Genomic DNA, 16,010 nt, shown 5'->3' on the forward strand with positions numbered 1-16,010 from the left:
TGTGCACATCACATGGGAATCGGGCCGTTCCGAGCGGAGCGGTGAGCTTAGCGTCACTGCATGCCCGAACCGTTCGTCCTCCGCATCCAGCAGCCTGACGGCCGCGCGGCGGCTGATTCGATCGTCGAGGTCGATCCGGCCCTCGGTGCGCTCGCCGAGCACGTGCGCGACGGCGAGGTGACGGACATCTTCGTCAACGGCGCCGACGGTCTGTATGTCGATCGAGGCCGCGGTGCTGAGCGGGTGCCGGCCTGGCGCGCATCCGAGCGCGAGGTGCGCGGTCTGGCGGTCGCCCTCGTCGCCGCCGGCGGACGCCATCTCGACGACCAGTCGCCGTGCGTCGACGTGCGGCTCGCCTCCGGCATCCGCGTGCACGCCGTCCTCGCGCCGGTCTCGGTGACGGGCACCGCACTGTCGGTGCGCATCCCGCGCGTGCTCGGCGCCGACCTCGCGGCGCTCGCCGCGACCGGCACGTTCAGCGACGCGCAGCGTGCCTGGCTCACCCGGCTGGTGGGGGATCGGGCCAACGTGCTGATCACCGGCGGAACGGGCACGGGCAAGACGACGCTGCTCGCGGCCCTGCTGTCGCAGGTGGGCGAAAGGGAGCGGATCGTGACCATCGAGGATGTCGCTGAGCTGCGTCCCCGGCATCCGCATCACGTCTCGCTCGAAGCCCGCCAGGCGAATCTCGAGGGCGCCGGCCGCATCACGCTCGCGATGCTCGTGCGGGAGTCGCTGCGCATGCGTCCCGACCGACTCGTCGTCGGCGAGTGTCGCGGCGAGGAGGTGCGCGAGCTGCTGACCGCTCTGAACACCGGTCATGACGGGGGCGCGGGAACCCTGCACGCCTCGGGGCTGGCCGATGTGCCGGCCCGGATGGAGGCCCTCGGTGCTCTGGCTGGGATGGATGCGACGGCCCTGGCGCGGCAGGTGGTCAGCGCCTTCACGATCGTGCTGCACCTGGAGCGCAGCGCGGACGGACGCCGCCGCATCGCGCATGCCGGCCGCTTCGTGCTGCGCGGCGATCGCCTGGCCATGGAGGAGGTGCAGCCGTGGTGAAGTGGCGGCAGCGGCATCCCGACCCGAGCGACCCGCAGCAGGCCGCTGCTGCGGTGCGCACCCTCGCTGTGCTGCTGCAGGCCGGAGCCCGGCCACGCGCCGCGTGGCGGCACCTCGCCGACACCGGCGACGTCGTCGCGGGCCGGATCGTCGCCCGGGTGGATTCGGGGGCCGAGCTCGTGGGCGCGATCGACGCGGAGGGCGACGCGTGGTCGGACGTCGCCGCCGCGTGGGAGATCGCCACGACCGTGGGCGCACCGCTCGCTGAGGTGCTGCGCGCCCTGTCGGAATCGCTGCAGGACGCCGCTGCCGCCGCCGACGACGTGAGGGTCGCTCTGGCTGAGCCGACCGGCACGGCCCGCCTGCTGCTCTGGCTGCCGTTCGCCGGACTGCTGCTGGGTTTCGCGCTGGGCTTCGACACGATCGGCGTGCTGGTGAGCAATCCGTTCGGCCTCGCCTGCGTCGTGCTCGGCATCGCCCTGGTTCTGGTGGCGCGCTGGTGGACTGCGCGCATGGTGCGGGCCGCGCAGCCCCAGGCCGGCACCCCTGGCATGCATGCCGAGCTGGTCGCGGTGGCGCTCGCCGGTGGCGTCGGCATCCCGCGGGCGCTGCGGCTCGTCGAGCACAGTCCCGCTGCCGTGTCGGACGACCGCAGCGGCACGGACGCGGTCCTGGAGCTGTCGCGCTCGGCCGGCGTGCCGGCCGGCGAGCTGCTGCGTGCGACGGCCGCGCAGCAGCGCCACGAGTCACGGGTGCGAGGGCGCGTCCGCGCCGCCCGACTGTCGTCGAAGCTGCTGCTGCCGCTGGGCGCGTGCACCCTGCCCGCATTCCTCCTGCTCGGGGTGGCGCCGCTCATGCTCAGCGTGCTCGCCTCCACACCGCTGCCCATCTGAGACGTCGAGGGCGAGAGCCGCCCCGCACGAGAGAGAAGGAACACCATGACCGCACCCTGCACCGATCCGCTGCCCCCGCTCACCAGAAGCCGCGCAGCCGAGCTGTTCACCGACGAGACGGGAGCCGCGACAGCCGAATACGCGATCACCACGATGGCCGCCGTGGCATTCGCCGGCCTGCTCGTCGTCATCATGCGCTCCGACGAGGTGAGAGGCATCCTCACCGACCTCGTCCGACGGGCGCTCACGGTCGCCTGATGCCGCGCCCCTCTCGCCTGCTCGGCGACGACCGCGGGTCGGTCGCCGCCGAGCTCGCGGTCGCCCTGCCGGCGGCGCTGATCGCGGTCGCGTTCGGTGTCGGAGCGCTCGGCGCGGCGGCGACGCAGGTCTCGCTGCAGGATGCCGCTGCCGACGCCGCCCGCCTGCTCGGCCGCGGCGAGACGAACGCTCGGGCAGCGGCGGTGGTTCGGGATGCCGTGGACGGCGCCTCATCGGCATCCCGATCGGCGGGAGACCTCGTGTGCGTGACCGCCTCGCTCGACCTGCGCATCGGACGCCTGATCTCGGTGCCGCTGAGCGCGTCGAGCTGTGCCCTCGCGGGAGGGCTGTGATGGTCTGCGCAGGGGCGGGGTCCGGGAGGGGAGGGACCGACCGATGAGCGGAACAGCGCTCGCCGCCGGCGTGGTCACCGTCGCAGCGACCCTCTCGCTCGGACTCGCGGCCGTCGGCGGCGCGGCCGTCACTGCCCAGCGCGCGGCGGGGGCGGCCGATGCGGCCGCTCTCGCCGCTGCCGATGTCGCCTCGGGGGCTGTCGACACGGGGGAGGATGCCTGCGCTCTCGCCGCGCGCGTGGCCGAGGCATCCGGATCGGCGCTCGTCTCGTGCACGGTCGACGCTCTCCTGGCGACGGTCGAGGTCAGATCGGCGTACTCTGGACTGGTCGCCGTCGCCCGCGCCCGAGCGGGGCCCCCGAAGAGCTGAACGTGCGACGCCCCTCACACCGCCCGCGCGTCAGCCGATTCGCCGGACGAGCTCTCGGCCCACGCCAGGATCGCGGTGTGTATGGTGTGCTTCGAAGAAAGGACGCCCCTTGGCAGAAGGCAAGAAGCTCGTCATCGTCGAGTCCCCGACGAAGATGCGGTCGATCCAGGGATACCTCGGCGACGGGTACGAGGTGCTCAGCTCGGTCGGTCACATCCGCGACCTCGCCGACAAGAAGGACATCCCCGCTGACGACAAGAAGGCGTACGGCAAGTACTCCATCGACGTCGAGAACGGCTTCGATCCCTACTACGTGGTGTCCGATCGCAAGACCAAGACGGTCGCTGAGCTGCGACGCGCGCTCAAGAGCGCCGACGAGGTCCTGCTCGCCACAGATGAGGACCGCGAGGGCGAGGCCATCGCCTGGCATCTGCTCGAGACCCTCAAGCCCAAGGTGCCCGTCAAGCGCATGGTCTTCCACGAGATCACCAAGGACGCCATCCAGGCCGCCGTCGGCAACACCCGCGAGCTCGACCTCGCCCTCGTCGATGCCCAGGAGACCCGTCGCATCCTCGACCGCCTCTACGGGTGGGACGTCTCGCCGGTGCTCTGGTACAAGGTCAAGTCGGGTCTGTCGGCCGGCCGTGTGCAGTCCGCCGCCACGCGCATGGTCGTCGAGCGCGAGCGCGAGCGGATGGCTTTCGTCTCGGCCGAGTACTGGGACGTCGAGTCCCAGGCGTCCGCTTCGGCAGGCTCAGCGACCCAGGGAGCCGCGTTCGGCGTGCGTCTCGTGCGCGTCGACGGAGGGCAGCTGGCCCGCGGAACCGACTTCAACGACGCGGGACAGCTGAAGAAGGCTGTCGTCGTGCTCTCGGAGGCCGACGCCGAAGCGCTCGCCGCCGCGGTGGATGCCACCGGCACGGCATCCGTCACCAAGGTCGAGGCGAAGCCCGGCACCCGCAGCCCCTACGCGCCCTTCACCACCTCCACGCTGCAGCAGGAGGCCGGACGCAAGCTCTCGATGAGCGCCAAGCAGGCGATGAGCGTCGCCCAGCGGCTCTACGAGAAGGGATACATCACCTATATGCGCACCGATTCGGTCGCGCTGTCGACGCAGGCCGTCCAGGCCGCGCGCAGCCAGGCCGTCGCGCTGTACGGCGACGCGGCCGTGCCGCTGAAGCCGCGCGTGTACAAGTCGAAGAGCAAGAACGCGCAGGAGGCGCACGAGGCGATCCGCCCGTCGGGCGAGACCTTCCGCACTCCCGCCTCGGTCTCCTCCGGTCTCGACCGCGAAGAGCAGCGCCTGTACGACCTGATCTGGAAGCGCACCGTCGCCAGCCAGATGTCGGATGCCAAGTACGAGACGACCACGATCACCCTCGAGACCGAGGCTGCAGGCAAGCGGGTCGAGTTCACGGCATCCGGAACCGTCTACACGTTCAAGGGCTTCCTCGAGGCGTACGAGGAGGGGCGCGACGAGAAGCGCAACGCGCAGGACTCCTCCGCCGACCAGTCGCTGCCTGCCGTCGCCGTCGGCGACGAGCTGGCCATCGGCGAATCCGTCGCGAAGGGGCACCGCACCACTCCGAAGCCCCGCTACACCGAGGCATCGCTCGTGAAGGCCCTCGAAGAGCACGGCATCGGCCGTCCCTCGACCTTCGCCAGCATCATCGGCACCGTGATCGACCGCGGGTACGCGACCAAGCGCGGCCAGGCGCTCGTGCCGACGTGGCTGGCCTTCAGCGTGGTGCGGCTGCTCGAGCAGCATTTCGCCGATCTCATCGACTACGACTTCACCGCCGCCCTGGAAGACGATCTCGACGCGATCGCCCGCGGCGAGCAGAACCGGGTCGAGTGGCTGAAGTCCTTCTACTACGGCTCCGAGAATCAGGTGGGCCTGAGGCAGGTCGTCGACAACCTCGGCGAGATCGACGCGCGGGCGCTGAACTCGACACGGATCACCGACGATGCGACCCTGCGCTTCGGCAAGTACGGTCCCTATCTCGAGGTCGTCGACCCGGCGAACCCCGAGGCGAAGCCGCGCATCGTCAACGTGCCTGAGGATCTCGCGCCCGATGAGCTCACCGCAGACAAGGCGCGCGAGCTGATCGACGCGCCCGTCGCGGGCGACCGTGTGCTGGGCGAGAACCCCGAGAACGGCAAGATCGTCGTCGTCAAGGACGGCCGCTTCGGTCCGTACGTGCAGGAGAACGACCCGGTCTCCGAGGACGACTCCGTCGACGAGGCGACCGGTGAGGTCCTTCAACAGGCTCAGGAACCCAGTGCGAAGGGCAAGAAGAAGACGAAGAAGGAGGCGGCACCCAAGCCGCGCACCGCGTCGCTTCTCCGCTCGATGTCGGTCGACACCATCGACCTCGACACCGCGCTGCAACTGCTGAGCCTGCCGCGTGTCGTGGGCACGGACCCCGCCACCGGCGAGGAGATCACCGCGCAGAACGGCCGCTTCGGGCCGTACCTGAAGAAGGGCACCGACTCGCGCTCGCTGGAGAGTGAATCGCAGATCTTCGACGTCACGCTCGAGCAGGCGCTCGAGCTGTACGCGCAGCCGAAGTACGGCGGGCGCAAGGCTTCCAGCGCGCTCAAGGAGTTCGAGGCCGACCCGGTCAGCGGCAAGCCGATCCGCATCCGCGATGGACGCTTCGGCGCCTACGTCACCGACGGCGAGACCAACGTGACGATCCCGCGCGGTCAGACGCCGGACGATGTCACCTTCGAGATCGCCGTCCAGATGCTCGCCGACAAGCGCGCCAAGGGACCCGCGCCCAAGCGGGGCGCGAAGAAGCCGGCCGCGAAGAAGGCTCCTGCCAAGAAGGCTCCTGCAAAGAAGACGGCGGCCAAGAAGGCACCGGCCAAGAAGGCACCCGCATCGGACGCCGACAAGGCGGCCGCACGCTCCGAGGCCGCGAAGAAGGCCGCGGCCACGCGCAAGGCGAACGCGATCGCGAAGGCCGATGCGGGGCGCGCGGCGGCGAAGGCAGGCTCGTGACCTCAGCGGCGGGGCTGTGGATCACGCTGGAGGGCGGTGACGGCTCGGGCAAGACGACTCAGGCCGGACTGCTCGCGCAGTGGATGCAGCAGCGCGGTCGCACCGTGCTGCGCACCCGCGAGCCCGGCGGCTCCGAGGTCGGCACACTGATCCGCGACATCGTGCTGCACCACCGCGGCGACATCGCGCCGCGCGCCGAGGCTCTGCTGTACGCCGCCGACCGAGCGCACCATGTCGCGACGGTCGTCCGGCCGGCGCTGGCGCGCGGCGAGGTCGTCATCCAGGACCGCTATCTCGACTCGTCCGTCGCCTACCAGGGCGCCGGGCGCGTCCTCGACGCCACCGAGGTGCGCGACCTCTCGCTGTGGGCGACCGAGGGCGAGCTGCCGGATCTGACCGTGCTGCTCGACCTCGATCCCTCGACGGCGCGTCACCGGCTGGACGCGGACGACAAGCCGTTCGACCGTCTCGAGGCAGAGAAGGAGGACTTCCACGCCCGCGTGCGATCGGCGTACCTCGCCCTCGCCGCCGCCGAGCCGCAGCGGTTCCTCGTCGTCGACGCCTCGCTCGACCCCGACGACATCGCCGTGCTGATCCGGGCGCGCATGTCGGTTCTCGTCTGAGCAGGCAGAGCAGCCGATGTCGGCCCCGCGGATAGGCTGGAGAGCATGACAGCCCTCGCCACCGCGCCGTTCCCGTGGACGGACGTGTGGGGTCAGGATGCCGCGGTGCAGACGCTTCGTCAGGCCGCAGCCGACCCGGCGTCGCTGTCGCACGCCTGGCTGATCACCGGCCCGCCGGGCTCGGGGCGCTCCACTCTGGCCTACGCCTTCGCCGCCGCGCTGATCGCCGACCGGCCCGACGATGAGGCGACGATGCGTCAGGTGCTCGCGCGCACGCATCCGGATGTCGCCGCGCTGCGCACCGACAAGGTGATCATCACCATCGCAGAGGCCAGGGCACTGGTCGAGCGGTCGTACTTCGCCCCGTCCGCCGGACGCTACCGGGTGATCGTCGTCGAAGACGCCGATCGCATGGTCGAGCGCACCTCGAACGTGCTGCTGAAGGCCCTCGAAGAGCCACCGGAGAAGACGGTCTGGGTGCTGTGCGCACCCAGCGAGGCCGACCTGCTCCCGACCATCCGCTCCAGGGTCCGCCCGCTGCGGCTCCGCGAGCCCGACGTCGACGACGTCGCCCGGCTCATCGCCGCACGCACCGGCGTCGACCCCGAGATCGCCGAGCAGGCCGCCCGGCACGCGCAGCGGCACATCGGCATGGCGCAGCGGCTGGCGACCGACGACGACGCACGCCTCCGACGCGACGACACGCTGCGCGCCGTGCTCGGCGTTCGCGGGGTCAGCACAGCCGTGGAGGTGGCAGGGAAGATCATCCAGGCCGCGACCGACGACGCCAAGGCCCTCAGCGCCGAGCGCGACGCCGCCGAGCGAGCCGCACTGCTGCGCACCGTGGGCATCGCGGAAGGGCAGGCCGTGCCGCCCGCGCTGCGCGCGCAGGTCAGCGCCCTCGAGGACGATCAGCGCAAGCGCGCGACACGCAGCCTGCGCGACGGCATCGACCGGGTGCTCACCGATCTGCAGTCGCTCTACCGTGACGTCGTCATGCTGCAGTTCGGGCGCGGCGACCAGCTGATCAACCGCGAACTGCGCGACGACCTCGAACGGATCGCCGAGGCGTGGCCCGTCGAGCGCACCATCGTCGTGCTCGACGCGGTGGCCGACACCCGCCAGTCACTGGAGCGCAACGTGGCACCGCTCCTCGCCGTCGAGAGTCTTCTCGTGACCGTCTCCAGCGGAAGGACCCCGTGAACGTCCGAATCCCCAGGTCGCGATCCCTGCGGCCGCTGCGCCGAGTCGCCGCCGTGCTGGCCGGTCTCGCCGCGGCATCACTCGTGCTCTCCGGGTGCCTCTACGCGCAGATCCCCGACGCTCCCACCTCGATCTCCCGAGAGCCGGACGGGTCCGGCGTCTCGGAAGAGCTGAAGCCGTACTACTCGCAGAAGCTCGAGTGGGAGGCCTGCGGGGCACGGTTCGACTGCACCGAGGTGACCGCCCCGCGCGACTGGGAGGACCCGTCGGCAGGCGACCTGACACTCTCGGTCATCCGTCACCAGGCGACCGGAGAGTTTCAGGGTTCGCTTCTCATCAACCCCGGCGGGCCCGGCTCGAGCGCCTACGACTTCGTCGCCCAGAGCCTCGAGTATGCGGTCGGCGCCGACCTCATCGAGCGCTTCGACGTGATCGGATTCGATCCGCGCGGCGTGGGTCGCTCGAGCGCCGTCGCCTGCCTCGATGCCGAGCAGATGGACGAGTACAACTACGGTGTGCTCGACGCCCCGCGCGACACCCCCGAGTGGGAGGCGGAGATCACCGCGCGCAACCAGCAGTACGCCGACGCATGCGAGGCGAACAGCGACGGCCTGCTGCCGCACATCACGACGGTGAACTCGGCGCGCGACATGGACCTGATCCGCGGGGTGCTGGGCGACAAGACGCTGAACTACCTGGGCTACTCGTACGGCACGTTCCTCGGTGCCACCTACGCGAAGCTGTTCCCGGAACGTGCGCAGCGGCTCGTGCTCGACGGGGCGATCGACCCATCCGTCCCCGGGCTGGATGTCGGCACCACGCAGGCGGTCGGCTTCGAGTCCGCGCTGCGCGCGTACCTCTCCGAGTGCGTCTCGTCCGCAGACTGCCCGTTCAACGGCTCGGTCGACGAGGCCATCACCGACTTCCAGGCACTGCTCGCCACGGTGGCTCGCACGCCGATCGAGAACGGCGACGGGCGGATGCTGACCGTCGACACGATGATCACCGCAGTGATCACGGCGATGTACAGCGAGCAGAGCTGGCCGTACCTCACGCAGGGCCTCACCGCGGTGCTGCAGGGCGATCCGTCGGTGCTCTTTGCGCTCGCCGACAGCTACAACGGGCGCGAGGCCGACGGCACCTACGCCGACAACTCCTCCGAGGCGTTCCGGGCGTACAACTGCATCGACTACCCCGTGGAGGACGACCCTGCGGCGGAAGCTGCCGCGATCGCGAAGATCGAGAAGCTCGCGCCGACGTTCGCTCCGTACTGGCAGGGTCCCGACCCGTGCGAGGTGTGGCCGTATGCGCCGGTCGGCGTGCGCGAGCCGATCGCCGCGCCGGGCTCGGGTCCGATCGTCGTGGTCGGCACGACCAACGACCCGGCCACGCCCTATGAGTGGTCGCAGTCGCTCGCGCAGCAGCTCGAGAAGGGCGTGCTCGTGACCCGGGTGGGCGAGGGGCACACGGGCTACAACAAGGGCAGCAGCTGCGTCGACGACGCGGTCGAGAGCTTCCTCATCGACGGGACTGTTCCGGATGACGGGCTGCGCTGCGAGTGATGTGCCGGCGGTGCCTGCTCGGTTTCGCGAGCACCCGATGGTCGTAGTAGGATCATTGCTTGTGCCGCAGTCCGCTGCGCACGCCACCTTAGCTCAGTGGTAGAGCATCCCACTCGTAATGGGAAGGCCGTCAGTTCGATCCTGACAGGTGGCTCAGATCGGACCCGGGATGCACAGCATCCCGGGTCCGCAGTGGTTTCAGTCGACAGCGACGATCAGATGATCGAGCGGCCCTCGGCCTTGGCCTGCTTCGCCTCCTTGACGAAGGCGCGGATGATGACCGTGAGCGTTCCCGCCACGATCACCGGCCAGACCAGCATGTAGGCGGTCAATGCGATGGTCGACATCTCCATCAGTTCCTCTCGTTCTCAGCCGACAGCGGCTTCTCGGTCTCGGTGAGCCGGGCCAGCTCCACGTTCAGCTCGTCGGTGTCGAGGGAATCGAAGTCGCCGGTGCGCTGCTTGATGAGGTCGAAGTCGAAGTCCGCCTTCCTGCTCGGCAGCGTGAGTGCGACGCACACGATCGTCGACACGGCGTAGGCGATCAGCGAGCCCGACAGCACCGGGTAGGTGTGCAGGAAGCCGATGGCGAACGGAGCGGATGCCAGAGTCGCCACGGTCGCGACGATCAGCGCCACGCGCTTGCCGAAGAAGCCGAAGGCCATCAGGCCGAGCACCACGCCGATGCCGACCGTCGACAGCACATCCGAGATGATCCCGACCGGACCGTTCAGCTCGACCCACTCGAAGCGCACCGGGATGAACGCGGCGAGAGCCACCACCACCGAGACGGAGAAGGCCAGGTTCGTGACGCGGTTCCAGTAGAAGCTGGCGATCACGGGGAAGACCAGCGCACCCCAGAGGGCGCCGACGAAGACCAGCAGATCGAGGATGTTGAACTGGCTGCCGGCGAAGAACAGGCCGGCGACCATCGCCACGACCATCGTGATGCGGCCGATCAGCACCATCGTGCGCGGGTTGGCCCTCTTCTTGCCGGCGACGTTCTGACCGTAGATGTCGGCCATCACGATCGACGACAGAGCGGTCAGGTCGGCGTCCGCCGTCGACGAGAGCGAGCCGATGATCATCACGAAGAAGACGCACAGCAGCAGCGGCGACAGGTAGGTGGCCGCCATCTGCGGGATCAGGTTGTTCAGGTCGCCGCCGACCGGCGTGATCCCGGCGTACAGGGCGATGACGCCCAGCATGCCGATGCCGATGATCGTCGCGCCGTACCCGAACGTCGCCGTCACGAACGTCTTCTTGATCAGGTCCTCGCGCACGGCGAACAGACGCTGTGCGATCGTCTGGTTGCCGATGGCGTACGCCAGCACGGCCGCGATGTACGGCGCGCCCTGGTTGAAGAACGCGTCAGACGAGAAGAAGTCCGCCTGCTGCGGTGTGAGGTTAGATGCGCCCGTCTCGAACAGGCTCGGACCGCCCGCCGCGAAGAACACCACCGGGATGATCACGATCACGGCGCCGAGCATCGCGCACACCTGGGCGAAGTCGGTGAGCACCGAGGCGCGGAAGCCCGACCACAGCGTGTAGAGCAGCACTCCCGCGCCGATCGCCAGGATGCCCTGCGCGAACGTGAACGGCGAGAGCATCGAGATCAGCGCGCCGCCGGCGATGAGGTTCGAGGTCAGGCTGATGACGCTGCCGAGCACATTGGAGCCCGCGAGCATGAGCTGGCTGGAGCGGCCGTGACGGGCGAACATCACCTCGGCAATGGTGTGCGCCTTGGGTGCCACCTGACGGATGCGCCTGCCGAAGGGGTAGATGAGCAGGATCATCAGAGCGCCCCACAGGCCGTAGTGGATGGGGCCGGAGATGCCGTAGGTGTAGCCGGATGTAGCCGAGGCGTACATCGACGCCGCCCAGATCCAGGTGGCGGTCATGGATGCGGCTGAGATGCCGAACCCGATTTTTCCGCCGCCGGTCATGTAGCTGTCGGCGTTCTCGGTGCGCTTGCGGATGCGCAGCGACATGTACAGGCTGCCGCCGAAGAACAGCAGCATGAGCAGAACCACGACGGGTCCGGCGAGGGTTTGCAGGTTTTCCACTTTTCACTCTCTTGTCGAAGGGCCGGCGGCACTGCCGGTGGGCGGGACGAGAGAGCGCTAACGGGACGGGAGGGTGGCTTTGAGTGGGCCGCTGCGCAGACGGGCGGAGGGTGCGGGGGTGAAACGGATACTGGCCGGCATACGGTTCCTTCACTCGGTGGGCACGCGCGCGGATGTCGCTCCCGCCGAGGAGTGATGCGCGCGTGCGCGGAAGGCAGAAGCCTCCGCGCGAGCCGGAGAGAACGGGCGCTGCTCACGACGCAGGCGGTTCGTCGTGGCGCACCCAGGGGCGGACCTCAGGTCCTCATCCAGGCGGGCGCTCGTGACCGGGCGGCAGCGCTGCGAGCGTGTCCGGCCCGCTTCTCCAAGGTAGCAATCGGCCGAGGCAAGTCAAATGCCGGGCCGATCGCGACGATGCGGGGCACCGGCGCACCTCTCCGACACGTACGCTCGTCGCATGACCAGGGCTCTTCTCATCGTGGATGTGCAGAACGACTTCACCGAGGGCGGTGCGCTCGCGGTCGCGGGTGGTGACGCCGTCGCGTCGAGGATCTCGGCGCTGCTGGCTGAGCGCGCCACCGACTATGACGTCATCGTCGCGTCGCGTGACTGGCACGACGCCGAGAGCGACAACGGCGGACACATCTCCGCACAGCCCGACTACATCGACACCTGGCCTGTGCACTGCATCGCGGGCACCGAGGGCGCCGACTACGATCCGCTGCTCGACACGACGGCGGTCACGCACCACGTGCGCAAGGGGCAGGGCATCCCGGCCTACTCCATGTTCGAGGGCGTGACCGAGAGTGGGGAGCGGACGGCCGAGATCCTCACCGCCCACGGCGTGACCGACGCCGACGTGGTCGGCATCGCCACCGATCACTGCGTGCGGGCTTCCGCACTGGATGCGATCGCCCATGGCATCCGGGTGCGGGTGCTCACCGATCTCGTCGCGGGCGTGGCCGTGGAGGCGAGCGAGGCGGCGCTCGCCCAGCTCGCGCACGCCGGCGCCGTGCTCGCCCCGGTCAGCCGATGACCGACCGCTGCGCGCTGCTGCTGAGGGCGGTGAACGTCTCGGGCGCGAACCGGGTGCCGATGGCCGAGCTGAGGTCGCTGCTGTCCGAGCGCAGCGGCCTGCACAACGTGACGACCTACATCGCCAGCGGCAACATCGTCTGCGATGCGCCGGATGATCTCGCCCGTGCGTGCGCAGACGTGCGTGCGCTCGTCGCCGAAGGTTTCGGCGTCGACACCCCGGTGATCGCCCGCACGCACGCAGAGCTCGCACGCGCCCAGCGCGACGACCCGTTCCCCGACGCGGCTCTCGACAAGATGGTGCACGCGATGTTCCTCGAGGCTGAGGCCGCTCCCGGTGCCCTCCAGCAGCTCACCCCTCGGCTGCAGCCGGGCGAGCGCATCGCGCTCCTCGGGCGCGAGCTGTGGATCGATTACGGTCAGGGCGGCGTCGCCTCGACCAAGCTCACCCGAGCGGTGCTGGATCGTGCGCTGGGGACAGCGGGCACGGGTCGCAACCGCAACACCGTGCGGAGGCTGGCGCAGCTGACCGCACCCGCCTGACTCCGCCTGCGCTGACAGAGCGCTCCGCCTGCGCGTGACAGAGCCGGGGTCGGATGCACCGGCCCCGGCTCTGGGAGATGTTCGACTCAGCTGTCGATGTCCACCTGCACGACGCCGAGATCGGCGTCGAGCTCGACCTCCACCTCGCTGCGGTCGCCGCCGCGCAGCTCGACCTCGTAGACGGCGCCCGAGCTGCTCGTCGACAGCGCGTGGAACGCTGTCTCGGTCGCCCCCGCGTCGGTCGCGGCCGACTGCGCCGCGGCGAGGATGTCACCGAGCTGAGCCAGATCGATCAGCGGATCGTCGTCATCGTCATTCGCCTCGTCGCCGCCGCGCTCGCGCACCGAGCCCTCGGGTGTGACGAACAGGTCGACCTCGCTGCCGTCGGAGAGTCGCGCATCGATGTCGTACCCGCCGCGCTCGATCTCGATCGAGGTGATGCCCTCGGCGGAGGAGTGCTCGATGGCCGCCTCCGCGGCCGCGCGCAGCGCGCCGGCATCGGCCGGAGCGGACGCCGCGCCGGCGTCGCCGGGTCGTTCGTCACGGTCGTCCTCACGGTCGCCGCCGGGGCCGTGTCCCGGCTGGCCGCCGCGCGCGTCTCCGTCCCGAGAGCCCGGTGCGTGGATGCCAGGCCGATCGTCGTCGTCATCGTCGGCCACGGCCGTGCCGATCGCGAAGGCGCCGCCGCCGAAGGCGAGCAGCGCGACAGCGGCACCGGCGCCGATCAGGATCCTGCGGTTGCGGCTCCGGCCGCCCACGTGGTTCTCCGCGGCCGGCGCAGTGTCAGGCGTGGATGAGTCGGCGCGAGCGGGCGCAGTGGCGTCGTCGAGGCGCTCAGTGGGAGCGTCGGCACCGGCACTGTCGGGGTGCGTCGCGTCCCGGCCGGCGCGGTCGTCGGAGGAGGCGGGAGTGTTCTCGTCGTTGTCCATGTCTCCACTGTGCTCCGCACGGGGTGAAGCGTTCCTGAAGCCACCTGAAGACGTCTTCAGGCTTCGGCGGAGCGAGGAAGGGAGAGAGTCATCAGCGCCCCTCCGGAGGTGCCGTCGGATGCTGTGACGGTTCCCCCGTGCGCCAGAGCGATCTCCCGCACGATGGCGAGCCCGAGGCCGCTGCCCCCGGCATCCCTCGCCCGCGCTTCATCGAGGCGCACGAAGCGGTCGAAGATGCGCTCGCGCTCTGCGGCGGGGATGCCCGTTCCGTCGTCCTCGACCTGCAGCAGCACTCTGTCGCCCTGCTCGAACACCCGGATGGCCACCTGCTCGCGCGCGTGGCGCGCAGCGTTGTCGACGAGGTTCCGCGCCGCACGAGCCAGCAGCGCTGCGCTGCCCACGACCCGGCCGGGGCCGATTCCGCGCGCGTCGACGCTGATTCCCATCCCGCGCAGCCGCTGCACCTCGGCGAGGGCGATGTCGTCGACGTCGGTCGGCGCCGTGGGGGCGTCGCGGCCCTCGTCGAGCCGGGCGAGCAGCAGCAGACCCTCGACGAGCTCCTGCATCCGCTCGCCCTCGTCGAGCACGACGCGGCTCAGGGCCGGCAGCGAGCTCGCCTCGGGATGCGCTGTCGCCAGCTCGGCGTGCTGACGGATGGTCGCCAGAGGCGAGCGCAGCTCGTGCGACGCGTCGCTGACGAACCGACGCTGCGTGATCTGCGACTGCTCCAGGCGATCCAGCATCCGGTTCATGGTGTGCGCCAGCGCCCCCAGCTCGTCGTCGCGGGTGGCATCCACCCGCCGGTCGAGACCGGTCGCGTCGATCGCGTCCACCTGCCGACGCAGCCGTTCCACGGGAGCGAGCGCGCGGGTGGCGACCACCCACATGACCAGGCCGACGAGGCCGAGCACGAGCGGCACGGCGACGGCCAGCAGGGCGGCCGACGCCGACACCGCCTCGTCGACGCCGTCGAGCGGGCGGGCGACGGTGAGCGTGCCGCGCTCGGTCTCCTCGCCGGCCGCGAGGTAGGACTCGCCGTCGACCTCGACGCGCTGCACGTGGTCGTTGCGCAGGACGGGGAGGGCGCGGGCATCCTCATCGTTCACCTGATCGGCGCCCGGCGCTCCGCTGTCGTCGTCATCGCGCTCGCCGTCGTGGTCATCGCCGGGGCCCTGCAGCAGCACGAGAACGTCGTCATCGATGGCATCCACGCGCCCGGGGCCGCGCTCCAACTGCGCCGAGATCGTGTCGACGTCCTGCTGAACGGCCGCGGCGACGCTCTCTGTCAGCGTGGCCCTCAGCACCTGCACCGCGGCGAACGAACCGGCGATCAGGGCGATGGCCACGACGGCCAGCGCGCCGATCGTCAGGCGCGAGCGGATGGAGCGCAGTGGCGAGGTCATGCCCTGGCATCCCTCCCGGCCAGGCGATAGCCGGCGCCGCGGACGGTCTGGATGCTCTCCCGTCCGAACGGGCGATCCACTTTCGCGCGGAGGTGCCCGATGTAGACCTCGACGATGTTCGCGTCGCCGTCGAAATCGGCTCCCCACACGTTCGCGATGATCTCGGCCTTGGTGACCACCTCGTCGCGGCGACGCATCAGGAAGTCGAGCACCGCGAGCTCCCGTGCAGTGAGTGAGATCTCGGTGTCGTCGCGGAAGACGCGACGCGCGGCGGGGTCGAGGCGCAGGTCGCCCGCCTCGAGCACTGCGGGGCGCTCACGTCCACCGCGACGCACGAGTGCCCGGAGGCGGGCGACGAGCACGGGGTACGAGAAGGGCTTGGTCAGCCAGTCGTCGCCGCCGGTGTCGAGGCCCTCGACCTCGTCCCACTCGCCGTCCTTCGCGGTGAGGAAGAGCACCGGCGTCCAATCGCCTTCAGCGCGCAGCGCCTGGCAGAGTCGGTACCCGCTCATGCCCGGCATCATCACATCGAGCACGATCGCGTCGTAGTCCTCGTCGCGCGCGCTGGCAAGGCCGTCGACGCCGTTGTTCGCGACGTCGACGACCATGCCCTCGGCTTCGAGTCCGCGCCGGATGCCGTCGGCGAGACGCACTTCGTCGTCGACGAGCAGGATCCGCATGCTCACAGTCTGTCGGCTGGATCCTGA

The 16,010-nt window shown here is 70.2% G+C and carries 16 protein-coding genes and 1 tRNA gene; 12 read left to right on the top strand and 5 right to left on the bottom strand.

Features of this window, described 5'->3' with window-relative positions:
* Positions 1-60 precede the first annotated feature (60 nt).
* The 10 genes from ACIPV2_RS12390 to ACIPV2_RS12435 all read left to right on the top strand — a co-directional run bounded on the left by ACIPV2_RS12390 (position 61) and on the right by ACIPV2_RS12435 (position 9,482).
* Complete coding sequence (locus ACIPV2_RS12390; RefSeq protein WP_400841648.1) at positions 61-1,059, top strand: TadA family conjugal transfer-associated ATPase; 999 nt, start codon at positions 61-63, stop codon at positions 1,057-1,059.
* Positions 1,053-1,952 (top strand): type II secretion system F family protein, encoded by a 900-nt coding sequence (locus ACIPV2_RS12395; protein WP_400841650.1) that lies wholly within the window; start codon positions 1,053-1,055, stop codon positions 1,950-1,952. Before ACIPV2_RS12390 ends, ACIPV2_RS12395 begins: the two co-directional genes overlap by 7 nt.
* Before the next feature lie 45 nt (positions 1,953-1,997).
* Positions 1,998-2,210 (top strand): DUF4244 domain-containing protein, encoded by a 213-nt coding sequence (locus ACIPV2_RS12400; protein ID WP_071643739.1) that lies wholly within the window; start codon positions 1,998-2,000, stop codon positions 2,208-2,210.
* The gene (locus ACIPV2_RS12405; RefSeq protein ID WP_400841652.1) at positions 2,210-2,563 is read left to right on the top strand and encodes a TadE family type IV pilus minor pilin; all 354 of its coding nucleotides are present in this window, start codon (positions 2,210-2,212) and stop codon (positions 2,561-2,563) included. Before ACIPV2_RS12400 ends, ACIPV2_RS12405 begins: the two co-directional genes overlap by 1 nt.
* A 43-nt stretch (positions 2,564-2,606) precedes the next feature.
* The gene (locus ACIPV2_RS12410) at positions 2,607-2,933 is read left to right on the top strand and encodes an Rv3654c family TadE-like protein (RefSeq protein WP_400841654.1); all 327 of its coding nucleotides are present in this window, start codon (positions 2,607-2,609) and stop codon (positions 2,931-2,933) included.
* 109 nt (positions 2,934-3,042) lie between these two features.
* On the top strand, positions 3,043-5,940 hold the full coding sequence (gene topA / locus ACIPV2_RS12415; protein ID WP_400841656.1) for a type I DNA topoisomerase: 2,898 nt from the start codon (positions 3,043-3,045) through the stop codon (positions 5,938-5,940).
* Positions 5,937-6,563, top strand: a complete 627-nt coding sequence (gene tmk / locus ACIPV2_RS12420; RefSeq protein WP_101188580.1) for a dTMP kinase — start codon at positions 5,937-5,939, stop codon at positions 6,561-6,563. Before topA ends, tmk begins: the two co-directional genes overlap by 4 nt.
* Positions 6,564-6,608: 45 nt before the next feature.
* Positions 6,609-7,766, top strand: coding sequence for a DNA polymerase III subunit delta' (locus ACIPV2_RS12425; protein WP_400841659.1), 1,158 nt, complete (start codon positions 6,609-6,611; stop codon positions 7,764-7,766).
* Positions 7,763-9,328, top strand: a complete 1,566-nt coding sequence (locus ACIPV2_RS12430; protein ID WP_400841660.1) for an alpha/beta hydrolase — start codon at positions 7,763-7,765, stop codon at positions 9,326-9,328. Before ACIPV2_RS12425 ends, ACIPV2_RS12430 begins: the two co-directional genes overlap by 4 nt.
* Before the next feature lie 82 nt (positions 9,329-9,410).
* Positions 9,411-9,482: transfer RNA gene (locus ACIPV2_RS12435), tRNA-Thr, on the top strand.
* A 61-nt stretch (positions 9,483-9,543) separates the two neighbouring features.
* On the opposite strand, the gene ACIPV2_RS12440 is transcribed toward ACIPV2_RS12435, so the two are convergent.
* On the bottom strand, positions 9,544-9,681 hold the full coding sequence (locus ACIPV2_RS12440; protein WP_400841662.1) for a putative transporter small subunit: 138 nt from the start codon (positions 9,679-9,681) through the stop codon (positions 9,544-9,546).
* A complete protein-coding gene (locus ACIPV2_RS12445) occupies positions 9,681-11,348 on the bottom strand; it encodes a sodium:solute symporter family protein (protein ID WP_400841826.1) in 1,668 nt (555 codons plus the stop codon). The genes ACIPV2_RS12440 and ACIPV2_RS12445 overlap by 1 nt, the downstream gene beginning before the upstream one ends.
* Positions 11,349-11,850: 502 nt before the next feature.
* On the opposite strand from ACIPV2_RS12445, the gene ACIPV2_RS12450 reads away from it, so the two are divergent.
* A complete protein-coding gene (locus ACIPV2_RS12450) occupies positions 11,851-12,429 on the top strand; it encodes an isochorismatase family protein (RefSeq protein ID WP_400841663.1) in 579 nt (192 codons plus the stop codon).
* Complete coding sequence (locus tag ACIPV2_RS12455; RefSeq protein WP_400841665.1) at positions 12,426-12,971, top strand: DUF1697 domain-containing protein; 546 nt, start codon at positions 12,426-12,428, stop codon at positions 12,969-12,971. Before ACIPV2_RS12450 ends, ACIPV2_RS12455 begins: the two co-directional genes overlap by 4 nt.
* Before the next feature lie 86 nt (positions 12,972-13,057).
* Here ACIPV2_RS12455 and ACIPV2_RS12460 read toward each other — a convergent pair whose 3' ends face one another.
* The 3 genes from ACIPV2_RS12460 to ACIPV2_RS12470 are packed head-to-tail and all read right to left on the bottom strand — an operon-like array spanning position 13,058 to position 15,983.
* Complete coding sequence (locus tag ACIPV2_RS12460) at positions 13,058-13,900, bottom strand: hypothetical protein (RefSeq protein WP_400841666.1); 843 nt, start codon at positions 13,898-13,900, stop codon at positions 13,058-13,060.
* Between the two features lie 56 nt (positions 13,901-13,956).
* Positions 13,957-15,303 (bottom strand): sensor histidine kinase, encoded by a 1,347-nt coding sequence (locus tag ACIPV2_RS12465; protein ID WP_400841668.1) that lies wholly within the window; start codon positions 15,301-15,303, stop codon positions 13,957-13,959.
* Positions 15,300-15,983, bottom strand: coding sequence for a response regulator transcription factor (locus ACIPV2_RS12470; RefSeq protein ID WP_101188587.1), 684 nt, complete (start codon positions 15,981-15,983; stop codon positions 15,300-15,302). Before ACIPV2_RS12470 ends, ACIPV2_RS12465 begins: the two co-directional genes overlap by 4 nt.
* Positions 15,984-16,010: the final 27 nt, after the last annotated feature.

Origin of the sequence: Microbacterium sp. NPDC089987, assembly GCF_044748505.1 — a bacterium.
Classification (GTDB): domain Bacteria; phylum Actinomycetota; class Actinomycetes; order Actinomycetales; family Microbacteriaceae; genus Microbacterium.